This is a genomic window from Microbacterium thalassium, from assembly GCF_014208045.1.
Lineage (GTDB): Bacteria > Actinomycetota > Actinomycetes > Actinomycetales > Microbacteriaceae > Microbacterium > Microbacterium thalassium.
In genome coordinates this window covers 3680262-3696012 of sequence record NZ_JACHML010000001.1, presented here as the reverse complement: position 1 = coordinate 3696012, position 15751 = coordinate 3680262, and the positions used below count along the sequence as shown (strand labels likewise).

The following is a 15751-nucleotide window of genomic DNA, read 5'->3' as shown; positions in this document are numbered from 1 at the left end:
GCAGTTCGCTCCGTCTGCGCGTGGCGCAGCCGCGCGAGGCGCTCGCGCGCACGATCGTTCGCGCGTGGGCCCCCGCTCTCCAGCGAGCGGCGGACGATCGGCAGCAGCATCCTCGCGAGCGTGAGGACCGGCAGCGGCGATCGGCGGACGCCGAGCAGCGTGCGATACTCCCGCGGAATCGTCGCGACAGCGGCGGCGAAGAGCACGCGATAGCCGACGCCCATCATCACCCCCGGGGTCTTCGGCCGTCGCAGGAACCGCACCACCTCGTCGACGTGCGCTCCGCCGGCGAGCTCGCCGCGCTCGAGGAAGCCGTGCATGCGTGCGCGGAGATCTTCGGCCGTGCGCGGAGGATCGGGGACGTGCATGAGCGAGCCGGCCGTGGCCCAGTCCGCGACGTAGGCATCGGCGCCCCCGGGGACCGGGCCCTCGAGCGACTCGTGGCATGTCAGGAAGGCATCCGTGAACGCCAGATGCACCCACTCGACGAGGTCGCGATCGGCGGCGGTGTACGAATGGGTCGAACCGTCACCTGCGGTGTACGCGCCCCGAACCCGCTCGTGCAGCCTCGCGACCCGCCGGGTCTCGGCATCCGCCTGCTCACGCGAGCCGTACGTCACGCACATCACCCAGCGCACCGTACCGGCCAGCCGCCCGAGCGGATCCTCGCGATACCGCGACCAGTCCTGAACGCCGGCGAGCGCGCCCGGGTGGAGCGCCTGGACGAGCAGAGCGCGGATGCCGGCCACCAGCGTGCCCATGCCGGCGTGCACCGTCCACGCGGGCCCGTCCTCGGCGAAGCATCCGTCGTCGTCGCCCTCGGCGAGCCGGAGCACCCACGCCGGTGCCCCCTCCGGGTCGCCGGAGAGGGCGGTGAGCAGACGGGCGCGCAACGGCATGCTGTCAGCATCGCATCGCCCGCTGTGCACTGGCCAGGGGAATCCGGGGTGGGCCCCGAGCATGCCCCCGCTATGCGGAACCTATGAGCTTCCCCAGAACGGCCGATTCTTGGCGCAGTCTCAGAACGCCCGCTCCAGCATGAGGGACATGGCAACCCTGACCTCCCCTCGCATCGCGGCCCCCGCGCCGCGGACCGCGCCGGCCGCCCCTCCCTTCCCCGTCGGGCGGCGCTCGTCGCGGTCCCGCGCCGTGTGGAACGCCGTCGCGGTCACCGTGATCTGGCTCACGAGCCTCGTCGTCGTGGCCCTCTGGGTCAGCGGCGGCGCCGTGCAGGACCTCTTCGCGGGCGGCGCGGCGATGCTCAACACGCTGGGCCGGATCACGGGACTGGTCTCGGCGAACCTGCTGCTGTACCAGGTGCTGCTGATGGCGCGGATTCCGCTCTTCGAGCGCGGCTTCGGGCGCGACGGCATCACGCGAATGCACCGCCTGGTCGGGTTCTGGTCGTTCTGGCTGCTGGTCGCGCACATCGCGCTGCTGGTGGCGGGGTATGCGGCGCAAGCGGCGATCAATCCCTTCGTTCAGCTGTGGCAGTTCATCTGGGAGTACCCCGGCATGCTGCTGGCCACCGCGGGGACGATCCTGCTCGTCATGGTGGTCGTCACCTCCATCCGCAAGTCCCGACGCAAGCTCCGCTACGAGTCGTGGCACCTGCTGCACCTCTACGGCTACCTGGGTGTCGGCCTCGCGATCCCGCACATGCTGTGGACGGGCGCGGACTTCCTGACATCCCCGGTCGCAACCGCGTACTGGTGGTCGCTGTGGGCGGTCACCGCCGCCGCCGTCCTCATCTGGCGGCTGGGCATCCCCGCATGGCGGTCGTGGCGTCAGGGCCTCCGCGTCTCAAGCGTCCGCCGTGACGGCAGCAACGGCGTCGAGGTCCGCATGACCGGCCGCGATGTGTCGCGGCTGCGGGCCGAGGCCGGACAGTTCTTCGTGTGGCGCTTCCTCGACGGAGCCGGCTGGACACGCGGCCACCCGCTCTCCCTCGCCGCGGCGCCGACGGCGAGCGAACTCACGATCTCGGCACGCATCGTCGGCGACGGCACCCGCCGCATGACGACGCTCAAGCCCGGCACACGCGTGATGTTCGAGGGGCCCTACGGGCACATGACCGAGTCCGCGCGCAGCGGCACCAAGCTCCTCATGATCGGTGCGGGAGCGGGCGTCGCGCCGCTCGTGTCGATCCTCGAGGGCGCCGCGTTCGCGCCCGGCGCCGCCACGCTGCTGACGCGTGATCACTCGGATGCCGAGGCGCTCCGCCTCGATGCCATCGCCCGTCTCGTCTCCCAGCGCGGCGTGCGCCACTTCACGCTCAACGGCCCGCGCTCGCGTACCGGATCCGCGTGGCTTCCCGCCGGGGTCAGCGCGAACGGGCGTGATGTGATCCGCAGTCTCGCTCCCGACCTCAGCGCCTACGACGTCTACCTGTGCGGGCCGGTCCCCTGGATGGACGAGGTCAAGCGCGACCTGCGCGCCGCCGGCGTCTCCTCCACCCGCATCCACAGCGAAGCGTTCGCCGTCTAGCCCCAGGAGTCATCATGAAGAAGATCATCTACAGCGTGCTGGCGACCCTCAGCGGTCTCGTCCTGCTGTTCAGCTACAAGACGTCGTGGAACGAGTCGGTCGTCGACACCTCCGCGGCGACGATCAGCAGTGACACGACGAGCGCCGACAGCACGACCTCGGACACCGATTCCAGCGCGTCCGACTCGTCGAGCGACGACGACGAGGACGAATACGAGGACGACGAGGACGGCGAAGACGACGAGGACGACTCGTCGGCGAGCTCGGGCTCCACCTCTTCCGGCTCGAGCTCGTCGTCGTCATCGTCGTCCTCGTCCACGAGCTCGTCGAGCCTCGCGGACGGGACCTACACCGGCGACGCCGCGAACACCCGGTACGGCGCCGTCCAGGTGGCGATCACGGTCTCGGGCGGAGAGATCACATCGGTCGACGTGCCGCAGTACCCGTCGCACGATCACCACGACGTCCAGATCAACTCGTACGCGCTGCCGATCCTGGTCGACGAGACCATCAGCGCTCAGTCGTCGTCGATCAGCATGGTCTCGGGCGCCACCTACACCAGCCAGGGATACATCCAGTCGCTGCAGAGCGCGATCGACCAGGCGCAGCAGTGATGGGCGCCGCACCCGGGCGGCAGGTCGAGGTCCGCCACATCATGGGCACCGCCGTCAGCATCCATGCGCTGACCGCTCCCGGCGCCGACGTCGACGCGCGGCCTGCGATGGAGGCCTGCTTCGCCGAGCTCCGGGAAGCCGACCGCGTGTTCTCGCCCTACCGCGAGGACTCCGACATCTCGCGGATCCGCCGCGGCGAGCTCACGATCGAACAGGCCGCGCCGGACGTCGCCGAGGTGGCGGCGGCGTGCTCGCAGTGGGAGGAGTCGACGCAGGGACGGTTCTCCGCCCGCTGGCGCGGAGGCTTCGACCCGACCGGCTACGTCAAGGGATGGGCGGTGGAGAGGGCCGCGGTCCGGCACCTCGCGCCGCTCGTGCTCCAGCCGGGAGTGATCGCCGCCGGGATCAACGCCGGCGGGGACATACAGCTGTTCACCGCCGACGACTCCGACTGGGTGTGGCATGTCGGCATCGCCGATCCCGGCCGGCCGGGCGAGGTCGTCGCCACCGTCGACGTGCGCAACGGGGCCGTCGCGACGAGCGGCTCCGCCGAGCGCGGCCGGCACATCATCGATCCGCGCACAGGAGAACCGGTCGACCACGTGGTGTCGGCGACGGTCGTCGGCGACGGCCTCGCCGCCGCCGACGTGTGGGCGACCGCGGCCGCGGTCGCCGGGTTCGACGACCTGTCGTGGCTCGCCGGCGCCGACACGCGCATGGGCATCCTCCTGGACGGCGCCGGGCGCGTGCGCCGGTGGACCGGTGCGACTCCGGTCAGCGTCCAGCCCGCGAGCGTCGGCGTCCCCGCGTAGCAGACGCCGCAGGGACCTCGAGCAGGAACGTCGAACCCGACGGAGACGTGTCCTCGACGCTCACGGCCCCGCCGTGCCGGGCAGCCACGTCGCGGACCAGGGCCAGTCCCAGCCCGAACCCGCGACGGCGCCCCGTCTCGCCCGACCGGGCGAACCGCTCGAAGATCCGCTCACGGTCGGCATCCGCGATGCCGGGGCCCTGGTCGATCACCCGCACGCCGACATCCGTCTCGGACGCGTCGACGCGCACGCGCACCGTCGCGCCCTCGGGCGAATGCTGCACGGCGTTGTCGACGAGGGCGATGCACAGCCGGGTGAGGGTGACAGCGGCCATCGCGGCACGCGCGGCGTGCGGGGCGTCGACCACGATCGAGACCGCATGCTCGGCCGCGACGGGCGCCAGCGACTCCGCCGCATCGCGGGCGCAGGCCGCGGCATCCGCCGTCGCCCCGTCGCCGGCGGCATCCGATTCGGCCGTCAGCAGCAGATCGGTGAGCACGTCGTCCATCGCGTTCGCGTTGCGGCGCAGGTCGCCGAGCGCGTCGTCGATCGGATCGCCCCGCTCGTAGCGTCGCTGCACGATCTGGATGCGGCTGTTGAGAGCCGTCAGCGGCGTGCGCAGCTCGTGGCTGGCGTCCGACACGAACGCCCGCTGGCTGCGCAGGGCCTCGGCGAGCGGATGCACCGACCGCCGCGCCGCGAGCCACGCGACAACGGTCAGCAGCAGGACGCCGAGGACGCCCAGGACGATGACCCAGGGCAGGATGCGATCGACGTCCACGACGATCTCGCCGCCGCTGACGCCGCCTCCGTGGTGGTCATCCGACTCGTACTCGTACTCGCGCTCGGGTCGCGCGCGCACCAGGATCACCGCGACGAGGATGCCGACGCCCGCCGCGATGATGAGCGCGGATGCCGCGCCCACCCACAGGCCGACCCGGAGCGCCGCCGCGCGCACGCGGCGCCGGTCGTCGATGTCGCTCATGTCGGCGCTCCCACGCGGTAGCCGCGGCCGCGCACCGTCTCGATGATCTCGGGTGTGGACTTGCGCCGGATGTAGTGGACGTAGGTGTCGACCGATCCCGGTGCGTCGCCCGCGGCGAACACCGCGCTCAGGATCTCGTCGCGGCCGAACACGTGCTCGGGACTGGCCGAGAGGAGTTCGAGCAGGGCCGCCTCGGTCGCCGTCAGCGCCACGCGCGCCTCGGACGGGCTGTACAGCGCCAGCGAGTCGGGCGTGAAGACCCACGCGCCGAGGACCCGGCGGCGCCCGGTGGCCGCGAACCCGCGTCGCAGCGCACGCAGCCGCGCCAGCAGCTCGTCGTAGTCGAACGGCTTGACGAGGTAGTCGTTCGCGCCGGCATCCAGCCCGCTCACGCGATCTGCGACGGAGCCGAGGGCGGTGAGCATGAGCACGGGTGTCGTGATGCGCGCCGTGCGGACCTTCTCGATGAACTCCGCACCGTCCATGCCGGGAAGCCGGCGGTCGACGACCATCGCGTCGTAGCGGTTGTGCAGCGCGAGGTCGAGGGCGGCACGCCCGTCGACGGCGTGGTCGACCCGGTAGACGTCCGACAGCACCTCGATCGTCATCTCGGCGATCTCGGCGTCGTCCTCGACATACAGGAGGGCGGGGTGGTTCGAGCCGTCGGCGTCACGCGTCACGTCTCCCATTCTTCCCCGCATCCGGCTCGAGCGGACGCGGACCCTTGATCGGCCTGCGCGCGGCTGGTAGGCCAGGGAGCGTGACGACGCCGGATGAGGATTACCCCTTCGACCTGGGGAGATATTCACGGGCGGTGACGACCGCGTCGCCCGAGGCCCAGGTGTGGTTCGACCGCGGCCTGAACTGGACCTACGGGTTCAACCACGAGGAGGCCGTGCGCTGCTTCGAGAGGTGCGCCGAACTCGATCCCGAATGCGCCATGGCGTGGTGGGGGATCGCCTATGCGCTCGGGCCGAACTACAACAAGCCGTGGGAGGCGTTCGACGAGGACGACCTGCGGTCGAGCGTGCGGCGGACCCACGACGCCGTGGAACGCGCCGTCGAGCTCGCCGCGAACGCGACGCCGGTCGAGCAGGCCCTCGCCGCCGCGCTCCGTGCCCGTTATCCCGACGGTGTGCCGGCCGAGGACTGCTCGATCTGGGACCCTCTGTACGCCGACGCGATGAGCGCGGTCTACCACGCACACCCGGACGACGTCGATGTGGCGACGCTCTATGCGGATGCGCTCATGAATCTCACTCCGTGGCAGCTGTGGGACATCGTCACCGGAGATCCGGCGCCCGGCTCGCGCGCGATCGAGGCGCGCGCCGTCCTCGACCACGCACTCGCGGACCTCGGGGGCGAGGACCATCCCGGCGTGCTGCACCTCTACATCCACCTGATGGAGATGTCGACCACGCCCGAGCAGGCCGTGCCGATCGCCGACCGCCTGCGCGGACTCGTACCCGACTCGGGTCACCTCGAGCACATGCCGACGCACCTGGACGTGCTGTGCGGCGACTACCGGCGCGTGGTGGCCGGAAACCTGGATGCGATCCGCGCCGACGAGAAGTACGTCGCCGAGCGCGGGATGATGGAGTTCTACACGCTCTATCGCGCGCACAACTACCACTTCGCGGTCTACGGGGCCCTCTTCCTCGGGCAGTCGCGCATCGCGCTCGAGACGGTCGCGCGGCTCGAGGAGTCGATCCCCGAGGACCTGCTGCGCGTGCCGTCGCCGCCCATGGCGGAGTGGCTCGAGGCATTCGTGGGGATGCGCGTGCACGTGCTGGTGCGCTTCGGCCTGTGGGACGAGCTGCTGGCACTGGCGGTGCCGACGGACACTGCGCTGTACAGCATGACCACCGCCCTCACCTACTACGGCCGCGGGGTCGCGGCGGCGGCGACGGGCGATATCGCGCGCGCCGAAGCGGAGCAGCGCCTGTTCGAGGCGGCGTCGGCGGACGTGCCCGAGGAGCACATGCTCTTCAACAACTCGTGCAGCGATGTGCTGAAGGTCGCAGGCGCCATGCTCGCCGGCGAACTGGCGTATCGCCGCGGCGACGTGGAGGAGGCGTTCGAGCATCTGCGCCGGTCGATCGACCTCGACGACACTCTGCTGTACGACGAGCCGTGGGGCTGGATGCAGCCGACACGCCACGCGTACGGTGCTCTGCTGCTGGAGCAGGGACGCGTCGAAGAGGCGTGCAGCGTGTACGAGGCGGATCTCGGCGTCGACGGGACCATCCCCCGAGCCCGCCAGCATCCCGCCAACGTGTGGAGCCTGCACGGGTACCACGAGTGCCTGCGCCGGCTGGGGCGTCATGGCGAGGCCCGGATCATCGGCGGGCAGCTGACCATGGCGAAGGCTCTCGCGGACGTGCCCATCGAAGCGTCGTGCTTCTGCCGTCTCGACACGACGCACGCCGATACGCCCGCGACGGATCATCACCACCTGGCCCTGGCGCACGACGGGTGCGAATGCGATCACGACCACGCCGGCCAGAACCACTCGTCCCACGAGCACGCGACGCAGCACCACGGCTGACCCCCCGGCTGCCGGTGTGCGCCCGGCGCCACCCGCGCCATAGGGTGTCGCCATGGGGGATGAATCCGATCGCGCGGATGCCGACGGCCCGCGCCTGATCTACCTCGTCAAGCAGCTCGAGATGGGGATCCGCGCGCGGCTGGACGGTGTGCTGAGGCAGCACAGCATCACGGTGCCGCAATACACCGCGCTCACGGTGCTGGAGCAGCATCCGGAGCTCAGCGCGGCGCAGCTCGCGCGCCTCTCCTTCGTCACGCCTCAGGCGATGGAGGGAGTCGTACGCGCTCTCGAGGAGGCGGGCTTCATCGAGCGTCACCGCGACCCGGCCAATCGGCGGCGGCTGGTCATCTCGGTCACCGAGCGGGCGCATGCGTTCCTGGGCGAATGCCGCGCGGACGTCTCGCGCATCGAGGAGGCGGCGTTCGGGCAGCTGTCTCCGGACGAGCGGGCGGGGCTGGCGGTATGGCTGACGGAAGGACGGCGAGCGCTCAGCGAATTGGGCACGGACTCTTGATCAATCATCAAGTTAGTTGATAATTAATTAACCAGATGGTCCGTTCGAACGAAGGAGTTCGCATGCCCGACACCACCGCGCCCGCACGAGGGCGCACACGACTGAAGGCCGCAGGGGCCGCCATCGCGGCGGGAGCGCTTCTGGCGGTGGCGCTTCCCGCGTCGCCGGCGGCAGCCGCAGAGACCGAGTACACCGGAACCCTGGCCAGCGGCGCCGAGTGGAGCTTCGTCGTCCCGGACGACTGGAACGGAACGGTGCTGCTGTACAGCCACGGCTACCGGCCGTCGTTCGCGGGCAGTGCCAACCCCGCGCAGATCGCGCCGAACGACGGCACCGGGGATCTGCTCCTCGACATGGGCTACGCGCTCGTCGGTTCGGGCTACGCAGGGCGAGGCTGGGCTCTGCCGACGGCGGTCGACGACCAGCTCGGCTCGCTCGACGCGGCACTCGATGTCAGCGGCGTCGAGCCGGAGCACATCCTCGCCTACGGCACCTCGATGGGCGGGCTCGTGACCGGGCGGATCGCCGAGACCGCCGGAGACGTCATCGAGGGCGCGCTCCCGACGTGCGGACTCATGGAGGGCGGCGTCGACCTGAACAACTACCAGCTCGACGCGGCGCACGCCATCAACCAGCTGCTCGACCCGGAGCACGACATCCAGATCGAGGGATACGGCGTGACCGGCCTCGGCTCGGCGTTCGCAGCGACCGGCGCTCTGCTCGGTGCGGTGGGCGCGGCACAGGCGACCCCCGAGGGACAGGCGCGCAACGCGCTCGCCGCGGCCCTGTTCCACCTGCCGGGCGACGACTCCGGGAGCCTGCAGGAGTGGCAGGAGTCGATGTACGGGCTCCTCCAGACGACGATCGGTTTCGTCACCGCCGGGCGGTACGACATCGAGACCGCCGCGGGCGGCAACGGCACCTGGAATACCGGCGTGGACTACGCCAAGCTGTTCCAGTCCTCCGAAGACCGCAAGCTCGTCGAGAAGCTCTACAAGCAGGCGGGCCTCGACCTGAAGGCCGACCTCGAGCTGCTCACCGAGACGGCCGACATCGAGGCGGACCCGGGATCGGTCGAGACGCTGTTCGGTCACTCCGGGCTGACCGGCGACCTTCAGATGCCCGTGCTGAGCCTGCACACCACGATCGACATCCTCGCGCCCGTCCAGGTCGAGGAGGAGTACGCCGAAGACGTGCGCGGTCAGGGAGACGCGGCTCTGCTGCGCCAGATGTTCGTCGAGCGCGACGGCCACTGCGCCTTCACGCCCGCCGAGATCGCCGCGGGCATCGTCGTGCTCGAAGAGCGTGTGGTCACCGGCCACTGGAGCGGCGCGAGCAGCTCGGTGCCGAAGCTCAACAAGCTCGCCGCGTCGCTCGATGAGAGCGGTTCGGCGTTCGTGAGCGTTCCCCCGCAGGAGTTCCTCGCCGACCGCAACATGATGTGAGTCACCGGCCGGGAGCCGCGACAGCCGCGGCACCCGGCCGGCTCGCGGCGGTGCGGACCACGCGGCACCGCGCCGCCGCGAACCCCCTACAGTGGGCACCATGCGATCCCCGGCGGCATGGCTGCGCGGCGTCCGGCACCCGGAGGCCTTCCACGGGCACGGCATCCGCAAGGGATTCTTCGAGGGCTGGTACGTCAAGCTCATCAGCGCCGACCGCTCCCAGCGCTGGGCCGTGATCCCGGGGATCTTCAAGGGCCTGGACGCGGCCGGCACGCTCGACGACGAGGCGTTCGTGCAGGTGCTCGACGGCCTGACGGGGCGATCCTGGTACCACCGGTTCCCCGCTGACGACTTCCGTGCCCGCGACGACCGGTTCGAGGTCTCAATCGGGCCGAACACCTTCGACGCGTCCGGCTTCACGCTCGACGTCCCGCAGCTGCGAGGGCGGGTCGAGGTCACGACGCCGTTCGAGCCGTGGCCCGTGACGCTGCGCGAGCCCGGCATCATGGGCTGGTACGGACTGGTGCCGTTCATGGAGTGCTTCCACGGCATCGTGTCGTTCGGCCACGGGCTGAGCGGCGCGGTCGAGATCGAAGGAACGCCGACCTCGTTCGACGACGGTCGCGGCTACATCGAGAAGGACTGGGGCGAGGCATTCCCATCCGGGTATGTGTGGCTCGCGAGCAACCACATCGACGCGGCGGTCGGCGACGGCACCGACGCGTCGCTCATCGCGTCCGTGGCCATCATCCCGTGGCTCGGGTCGTCGTTCCGCGGCTCGATCATCGGCTTCCGCCACAGCGGACGGCTCCACAAGTGGACGACGTACAACCGCTCGCGCGAGCGGCGACTGCAGATCACCGACACGCACGTGCGCTGGACCGTCGAGGGGCCCGACGGCACCCTCGACCTCGACGCCGAGCGCACGCGGGGAGGACTGCTGCACGCCCCGCTGCGCACCGCGATGCATCAGCGCGTGGAGGAGACCCTCGACACCACCGTCGTGTTCCGGCACCGCGACCCGGACGGCCGGACCCTGCTCGAGGGGGTGGCCGAGGTCGCCGGGCTCGAGGTGTTCGGCGACACCGAGCGACTGCTCTCGCTCAAGACGTAGACCGGATGCCGCGCCCGGCATACGGACGGCTCAGGGCGCGGACGACACGTCGAGCCGGTCCTGGCCCGACAGTGACGACCACGCGCTCTCGACGCCCTTGGCGGCGTGGGTCGACGCGCGCACGGCGCGCTCGTCCGCCCACTCGTTGAGCACGTGGCCGGAGTGGCCGCGCACGTGCTCCAGCACGACGTCCGGCATCCCCGCCGCCCGCCGCGCGTCGCGCGCGGCGATGAGCTGCTCGAGCAGCTCGCGATTCTTCGTGGGCGACCCGCTCGAGGTCTTCCAGCCGCGCCGCCGGTGGCCGTCCATCCACGACGAGTAGGTGTCGATCGCGTACTTCGAGTCGGCCTGCACGACGAGGTTGCGCACGTCCCGGTGGTCGTCGATCGCGCGGAGCAGGCCCAGGAGCTCGCCGATGTTGTTCGTGCCCTTCGGGATCGACCCCGCCGCCCAGTGGCCGTCCTCGCCGACCCAGGCCCAGCCGGCCGGTCCCGGATTGCCCTTGCATGCTCCGTCGGTTGCCACGATGTACGGCCGGTCGTCAGTCACTCGGGAAAGGCTACCCGCCCGGGGCGCTCCCGGCGCGCCGCGCCGCCGCCTCAGCGCGCGGCGGCGATGACCGCCACGATCGCGAGACCGAGGAGGCCGACCGCCGTGGCGAACCCCGCCAGCGCGAGCGGCAGGCGGCCGTCCGGGTGCGGGGCTCGATCGCCGTGCTCGATCGCCGACGCCGTCACGGCGCTGTAGCGCCGCCGGGCGGCGAGCCAGATCAGGCCGGACGCCACCAGCCCGAGCGCGCCGGGGAGCACCCACAGCACGTGCCCGAAGACATCCGGCAGCAGACGCAGGGCGACGAGCGACCCGACGGCGACCGCGAGCGTCGTGCGGCGCCACGCCAGCTCGGTGCGCTCGGGCTGGAGCCCCGGATCGAACAGCGCCATCAGACCACGACGGCCAGCAGCACGAGGACGGCCGAGACGGTGACGGTGACGGTGAGGACCGGCCCGAGCAGGGAGCCGGGCAGCGGCTGCTCCAGGCGCAGGGCCTTCTCGGTGCGCATCCAGTTGACCCACGCGAGACCCGGGGTGAGCACCCCCGAGATCACCAGCGTGAGGGATGCCGTCAGGCGCAGCTCGGGCTGCAGCTCGAGCCCGAGGACCTCGAGGGCGACACCGCCGGCGAGCAGCGCCAGAGCGGTGCGGATCCAGGCGAGGAAGGTGCGCTCGTTGGCGAGGGTGAACCGGATGTCCGGCTCCGCGCCGTGGCCGAACACGGAACGGGGGAAGCGGCTCATCCGGGCTCCTTCGGGTCGGCGCACACGTGCGTGTTGATTCTCCCATCCTGCCCTCCCTACTGTGAGGTGACTCGAAGGAGCAGCTGTGACCGCATCCGTCCCGCCCGAGAAGATGCACGCCATCTCGCACGACACCCGCTCGATCGTCGACGAGGTGCTCGACTACGCGCGCCGGCGCGCGGTGTACGAGAACGTGCCGCTGGACAAGCCGCTGACGCCGCGCGATCTGTCGCGTCTCGCGTCCGGCTCGATCAGCGCCGACGGGATCGGGGCGCGGCGCGCCATCGCGCTGTTCGAGAACGTCCTCGCGCCCGCGTGCGTCACCACCGACCACCCCGCGTACCTGTCGTTCATCCCGTCCGCCCCGACGAAGGCCGCCATCGCGTTCGATCTCGTCGTGTCGGCGTCGTCGGTGTACGGCGGCTCGTGGATGGAGGGGTCGGGGGCCGTGTTCGCCGAGAACGAGGTGCTGCACTGGCTGGCGGCCGAGTTCGGCCTGCCGCAGGGCGCCGGCGGCGTGTTCATGCAGGGCGGCACGATCGGCAACCTGTCGGCGCTCGTGACGGCGCGGGACGTCGCCCGGCGCCGCAACCGCGACCTCGGGCGTCCCGACCCGGGTCGCTGGGCGGTCGTCGGCAGCGCGGAGGCGCACTCGTCGATCGCGTCCGCGGCCGCGGTGATGGACGTCGACGTCGTGGACGTGCCGACCGGCGACGACGGGCGCCTGCACGGCGACGCCGTCGCGCGCGCCCTGGACGAGCACGGCGACGCCGTCTTCGCGGTGGTCGCGACCGGCGGCACGACCAACTTCGGAATCGTCGACGACATCGCCTCGGTCGCGGACGCCGTGAAGGAGCGCGGCGTGTGGCTCCACATCGACGGGGCGTACGGTCTCGCGGCGATGCTGGTCGACCGGATGCGTCCGGTGTTCGCGGGCGTCGAGAAGGCGGACTCGCTCATCGTCGACCCGCACAAGTGGCTGTTCGCGCCGTTCGACGCGTGCGCGCTCATCTACCGCGACCCCGATCAGGCGCTGCTGGCGCACACGCAGAAGGCCGAGTACCTCGACACCCTGACCGGCGGCGCAGACTGGAACCCGTCCGACCTCGGCATCCAGCTCACGCGCCGCGCCCGCGGACTGCCGCTGTGGTTCTCGCTCGCGACCCACGGCACGGACGAGTACCGTTCGGCGATCGAGCACGGCATCGACCTGGCCCGCGAGATCGCCGACGAGATCGAGCGCCGGCCCGGTCTCTCACTCGTGCGCGATCCGCAGCTGTCGGTCGTGGTGTTCCGGCGCGAGGGCTGGAGCCTCGCCGACTACGCGGCGTGGTCGGATCAGCTCCTCGAGGAGCAGCTCGGCTTCGTGGTGCCGAGCTCGCACCGCGGCGAGCCGGTGCTGCGCTTCGCGATCGTGAGCCCGCTGACGACGTTCGAGCTGCTCACGAGCATCCTCGACACCCTGGCGTAGCCGCCTCCGCCTCCACCGTCGGAGAATCGCGTCTTCGTCGGAGGGTGGATTCATACGGTCGTTGCATCACTGAGCGGAGGCGGCGATGCGATTCACTGTGGCGGCGAAGGACGCGGCGTTCCTGGCGGTGTGTCAGGGGTTGTCGTTCGTGCGGGCGGGGGCGTTGATCGGCGCGTCTGGTGACGCGGTGGGGATCTGGTGGCGGAACACTGTCGGCATGCCGACACGTCGCAGTCACATCCCTGTGCTCGATCCTTTGCGGCCGGACGTGCGACCCGGTCGCGGGTTGAGTCTGGAAGAGCGGATCGAGATCCAGGCCGGGCGGCGGGCGGGGCTGTCGCAGCGTGAGATCGCGCGTCGGATCGGACGTGACCAGTCGGTCATCTCCCGTGAGCTCGCCCGTCATCGGGGCCGTGATGGTCAGTACCGGGCCGCGGTCGCGGAGCTGGAGGCGCAGCGTGCCCGGCGGCGCCCGAAACCGTTCAAGCTGATCGCCAATGCCGGTCTGGCGGTGCGGGTCGAGGAGTGGATCGATGACGGGTGGAGCCCGAAGCTGATCGCCGATGTGCTCGAACGCGACCATCCGGACGACAAGACTTGGCGGGTGAGTCACGAGACGATCTACCAGGCGCTGTATGTGCAGGGGCGGGGACAGTTGCGGCAGGATCTCGCGCGTCAGCTCTCGACCGGCCGCGAGGCGCGCAAACCCCGCGACGGCGTCCGTTGGGTCAGCCCGTTCAAGAACGCGCTCACGATCAGCGACCGTCCCGCGCAGGTCGAGGACCGTGCCGTGCCCGGCCATTGGGAAGGGGACCTGATCCTCGGCGCCGGCGGCCGGTCCGCGATCGGAACGCTGGTCGAGCGCACCACCCGGTTCGCGGTGCTGCTGCACCTGCCCGGACGGCATACCGCGGACGAGGTCGCGGGCGCGATGATCCGCGAGATGAACCAGCTGCCCTGGCACCTGCGGCGCTCGATCACCTGGGACCGCGGCACCGAACTGGCCGACTACGCCGACATCCAGCTCAAGCTGCAGGCACCGGTGTACTTCTGCGACCCGCACTCGCCCTGGCAGCGCGGCACGAACGAGAACACCAACCGGCTCCTGCGCCACTGGTTCACCAAGGGCAGCGACCTCTCCACCTGGGACGCGAACGGTCTACGAGCAGTCGCCGACAAGCTCAACAGCCGACCCCGCCCCACCCTGGGCATGAAGACCCCAGCCCAAGCCCTCAACGAATACCTCGCCACCGCCGCCTGATGCATCGACCACTTGACAGCGAGGAGGAATCCGGGCCGGAGCCTCCGACGGAGCGTTGATTCCCCGACGTTCGTGAGGCGAGACAGGTGCTAGAGGACCGGCTGAGCCGGAACGAGCTCGGCGACCAGGTCCTCGACGCGGCCGCGGATCTCGTCGCGCACGTCGCGCACACCGGCGAGGTCGAGATCGGCCGGGTCGGCGAGCTGCCAGTCGAGGTACCGCTTGCCGGGGTAGACGGGGCACGCGTCGCCGCAGCCCATCGTGATGACCGCGTCGGCCGCGCGCACGACGTCGTCGGTGAGCGGCTTGGGGAACTCCTGGTCCATCGGGATGCCGAGCTCGTCGAGCGCCGTGAGCACCGTCGGCAGGATCTGCTCGGCCGGCTGCGAGCCGGCGGAGCGGACGTGCACGCGGTCCCCGGCGAGGTGGCGCGTGAGCGCCGCCGCCATCTGCGAGCGCCCCGAGTTGCCGACGCACACGTACAGCACTTCGGGCACGGGCTTGGCGACCAGTCCCTTGGACTGCGCGAGCGCGGTCAGCCGGTCGGCGGCGAACCGCTCGGCGACCGTGGCCAGGTGCGTCTCGACGTGGGCCGTGCGCTTGAGCGCGGCGTACGACTCGAACACGATCCGCTCGGTCGTCTCGGGGCTCACGATGCCGGTGAAGTGCTGGGCGAGACGGCCGGCCGCGCGGCGCAGCACGGCCTCGGCCGACAGCAGCCCGCCCTGACCGACGTTGTGGAACGGGCTCTCGGCGCTCACGACGCCGCCGCCTCGGGCACAAGCTCGGTGATCAGCTCCTCGACGCGGGTGCGGATCTCGTCGCGGATCGGGCGCACGGCCTCGATGCCCTGGCCGGCCGGGTCGTCGAGGACCCAGTCCTCGTAGCGCTTGCCGGGGAAGATCGGGCACGCGTCGCCGCAGCCCATCGTGATCACGACGTCGGACTCCTTGACCGCCTCGACGGTGAGCACCTTGGGCGTGTTGCCGGCGATGTCGATGCCCTGCTCCGCCATGGCCTCGACGGCGACGGGGTTGATCTGGTCCTTGGGGGCGGAGCCGGCCGACAGCACCTCGATGCGGCCCGCGCCGAGCTCGCGCAGGAAACCGGCGGCCATCTGGGAGCGTCCGGCGTTGTGGACGCAGACGAACAGGACGGTGGGCTTGTCGGCCATGGGAGGGCTCCTTCTGTCGGTGAGAAAAGCAT

The 15751-nt window shown here is 71.0% G+C and carries 17 protein-coding genes; 9 read left to right on the top strand and 8 right to left on the bottom strand.

All coding sequences use genetic code 11. From position 1 onward, the window contains the following. A partial coding sequence (locus HD594_RS17140; protein ID WP_184752383.1) for an oxygenase MpaB family protein occupies positions 1-899 on the bottom strand: 899 nt, incomplete at its 3' end. A 148-nt stretch (positions 900-1047) separates the two neighbouring features. Here HD594_RS17140 and HD594_RS17135 point away from each other — a divergent pair. The 3 genes from HD594_RS17135 to HD594_RS17125 are packed head-to-tail and all read left to right on the top strand — an operon-like array spanning position 1048 to position 3913. Beyond that, complete coding sequence (locus tag HD594_RS17135) at positions 1048-2487, top strand: ferredoxin reductase family protein (protein WP_184752381.1); 1440 nt, start codon at positions 1048-1050, stop codon at positions 2485-2487. Positions 2488-2501: 14 nt separating this feature from the next. Next, a complete protein-coding gene (locus HD594_RS17130; RefSeq protein ID WP_184752379.1) occupies positions 2502-3101 on the top strand; it encodes an FMN-binding protein in 600 nt (199 codons plus the stop codon). Beyond that, positions 3101-3913 carry an FAD:protein FMN transferase gene (locus HD594_RS17125; RefSeq protein ID WP_184752377.1) on the top strand — a complete coding sequence of 271 codons (813 nt, stop codon included), beginning with the start codon at positions 3101-3103 and terminating at the stop codon, positions 3911-3913. The genes HD594_RS17130 and HD594_RS17125 overlap by 1 nt, the downstream gene beginning before the upstream one ends. Here HD594_RS17125 and HD594_RS17120 read toward each other — a convergent pair. Both HD594_RS17120 and HD594_RS17115 read right to left on the bottom strand, forming a co-directional pair. Further along, positions 3876-4898: a sensor histidine kinase gene (locus HD594_RS17120; RefSeq protein WP_184752375.1), complete on the bottom strand. Its 1023-nt coding sequence runs from the start codon at positions 4896-4898 to the stop codon at positions 3876-3878. The genes HD594_RS17125 and HD594_RS17120 overlap by 38 nt on opposite strands. After that, positions 4895-5587 carry a response regulator transcription factor gene (locus HD594_RS17115; RefSeq protein WP_246414094.1) on the bottom strand — a complete coding sequence of 231 codons (693 nt, stop codon included), beginning with the start codon at positions 5585-5587 and terminating at the stop codon, positions 4895-4897. Before HD594_RS17115 ends, HD594_RS17120 begins: the two co-directional genes overlap by 4 nt. A gap of 125 nt (positions 5588-5712) precedes the next feature. Between HD594_RS17115 and HD594_RS17110 the strand changes: the two genes are divergently transcribed. From HD594_RS17110 to HD594_RS17095, 4 genes are all read left to right on the top strand, one after another. Further along, on the top strand, positions 5713-7446 hold the full coding sequence (locus HD594_RS17110; RefSeq protein ID WP_221446658.1) for a tetratricopeptide repeat protein: 1734 nt from the start codon (positions 5713-5715) through the stop codon (positions 7444-7446). A gap of 52 nt (positions 7447-7498) precedes the next feature. Continuing rightward, positions 7499-7960, top strand: a complete 462-nt coding sequence (locus HD594_RS17105) for a MarR family winged helix-turn-helix transcriptional regulator (RefSeq protein ID WP_184752371.1) — start codon at positions 7499-7501, stop codon at positions 7958-7960. A gap of 62 nt (positions 7961-8022) precedes the next feature. Beyond that, entirely contained in the window at positions 8023-9405 is a 1383-nt protein-coding gene (locus HD594_RS17100; RefSeq protein WP_184752369.1) for an alpha/beta hydrolase family protein, read from the top strand. Positions 9406-9505: 100 nt separating this feature from the next. Then, positions 9506-10519, top strand: coding sequence for a tocopherol cyclase family protein (locus HD594_RS17095; RefSeq protein WP_184752367.1), 1014 nt, complete (start codon positions 9506-9508; stop codon positions 10517-10519). 30 nt (positions 10520-10549) lie between these two features. On the opposite strand, the gene HD594_RS17090 is transcribed toward HD594_RS17095, so the two are convergent. The 3 genes from HD594_RS17090 to HD594_RS17080 are packed head-to-tail and all read right to left on the bottom strand — an operon-like array spanning position 10550 to position 11813. Beyond that, entirely contained in the window at positions 10550-11068 is a 519-nt protein-coding gene (locus HD594_RS17090) for a ribonuclease H family protein (RefSeq protein ID WP_184752365.1), read from the bottom strand. Positions 11069-11118: 50 nt separating this feature from the next. Continuing rightward, entirely contained in the window at positions 11119-11460 is a 342-nt protein-coding gene (locus tag HD594_RS17085; protein ID WP_246414085.1) for a DUF202 domain-containing protein, read from the bottom strand. Then, positions 11460-11813, bottom strand: coding sequence for a YidH family protein (locus tag HD594_RS17080; RefSeq protein WP_184752363.1), 354 nt, complete (start codon positions 11811-11813; stop codon positions 11460-11462). The genes HD594_RS17085 and HD594_RS17080 overlap by 1 nt, the downstream gene beginning before the upstream one ends. 112 nt (positions 11814-11925) lie before the next feature. Between HD594_RS17080 and HD594_RS17075 the strand changes: the two genes are divergently transcribed. Further along, a complete protein-coding gene (locus HD594_RS17075) occupies positions 11926-13284 on the top strand; it encodes a pyridoxal phosphate-dependent decarboxylase family protein (RefSeq protein ID WP_184753004.1) in 1359 nt (452 codons plus the stop codon). 85 nt (positions 13285-13369) lie between these two features. Next, the gene (locus HD594_RS17070; protein ID WP_184752361.1) at positions 13370-14545 is read left to right on the top strand and encodes an IS30 family transposase; all 1176 of its coding nucleotides are present in this window, start codon (positions 13370-13372) and stop codon (positions 14543-14545) included. A gap of 89 nt (positions 14546-14634) precedes the next feature. On the opposite strand, the gene HD594_RS17065 is transcribed toward HD594_RS17070, so the two are convergent. Further along, a complete protein-coding gene (locus HD594_RS17065; protein ID WP_184752359.1) occupies positions 14635-15306 on the bottom strand; it encodes an arsenate reductase ArsC in 672 nt (223 codons plus the stop codon). Beyond that, a complete protein-coding gene (locus HD594_RS17060; RefSeq protein WP_184752357.1) occupies positions 15303-15719 on the bottom strand; it encodes an arsenate reductase ArsC in 417 nt (138 codons plus the stop codon). Before HD594_RS17060 ends, HD594_RS17065 begins: the two co-directional genes overlap by 4 nt. Positions 15720-15751 lie beyond the last annotated feature (32 nt).